General features: G+C 55.1%; 2 protein-coding genes. Both read left to right on the plus strand.

Translation table 11 applies throughout. The features are described 5' to 3' along the window. Positions 1-369 (plus strand): DUF6017 domain-containing protein (locus tag D1841_RS17915; protein WP_237077189.1); only part of this gene is annotated, 369 nt, incomplete at its 5' end. A 50-nt stretch (positions 370-419) separates the two neighbouring features. Beyond that, on the plus strand, positions 420-695 hold a 276-nt coding region (locus D1841_RS17920), incomplete at its 3' end, for a hypothetical protein (protein ID WP_166554358.1).

The following is a 695-nucleotide window of genomic DNA, read 5'->3' on the forward strand; positions in this document are numbered from 1 at the left end:
TCACTGACAGAGATGGAAAGTTATCGGGAGCTGATTTTGGAGAATATCGAGTATGACTGCCTCAAACAGCGGTTTGGGACCTACCGGGAGGACTTGGACGAGATTGTGGAGCTGCTGGTGGAAACCGTCTGCGCGAAGCGTAAGACCACCCGGATTGCCGGGGCGGACTTCCCCCATGAGGTGGTGCGTTCCCGCTTCCTGAAGCTGGACAGCTCCCACATCGAGTTTGTCATGGACTGCCTGCAAAAGAACACCACCGAGGTACGGAACATGAAACAGTACCTCCTGACGGTGCTGTTCAATGCGCCCACCACCATGAGCAACCATTACACCTCACAGGTCAACCACGATATGTACGGCGGCTTTTGAAAGCTGGCCGTTTTTGTCTGCCCGGAACTGCCGGGAGAAAGGAATCTGTTATGAAACGACCGCTTGCGTATATCACCGCTCCCTGGAGCAAGAACCCCCATGAAAACGCGGCAAACGCCGCCAGCTACTGCCGCCAGGTGTATGACGCCGGATATTCCCCGGTCTGCCCTGTTTTGTTCCTGCCGCTGTTTTTGAAGGATGAAATCCCCCAGGAACACAAGGACGGAATCGACATCGCCAGAGATTACTTGCGCCGCTCCCATGTGCTGGTGGTCTGCGGACACTCGACCGATGAAACGGTCAAAAACGATATTGCCACCGCTGAA

It is taken from the genome of Neglectibacter sp. X4, assembly GCF_009917365.1.
Taxonomy (GTDB): Bacteria; Bacillota; Clostridia; order Oscillospirales; family Acutalibacteraceae; genus Acutalibacter.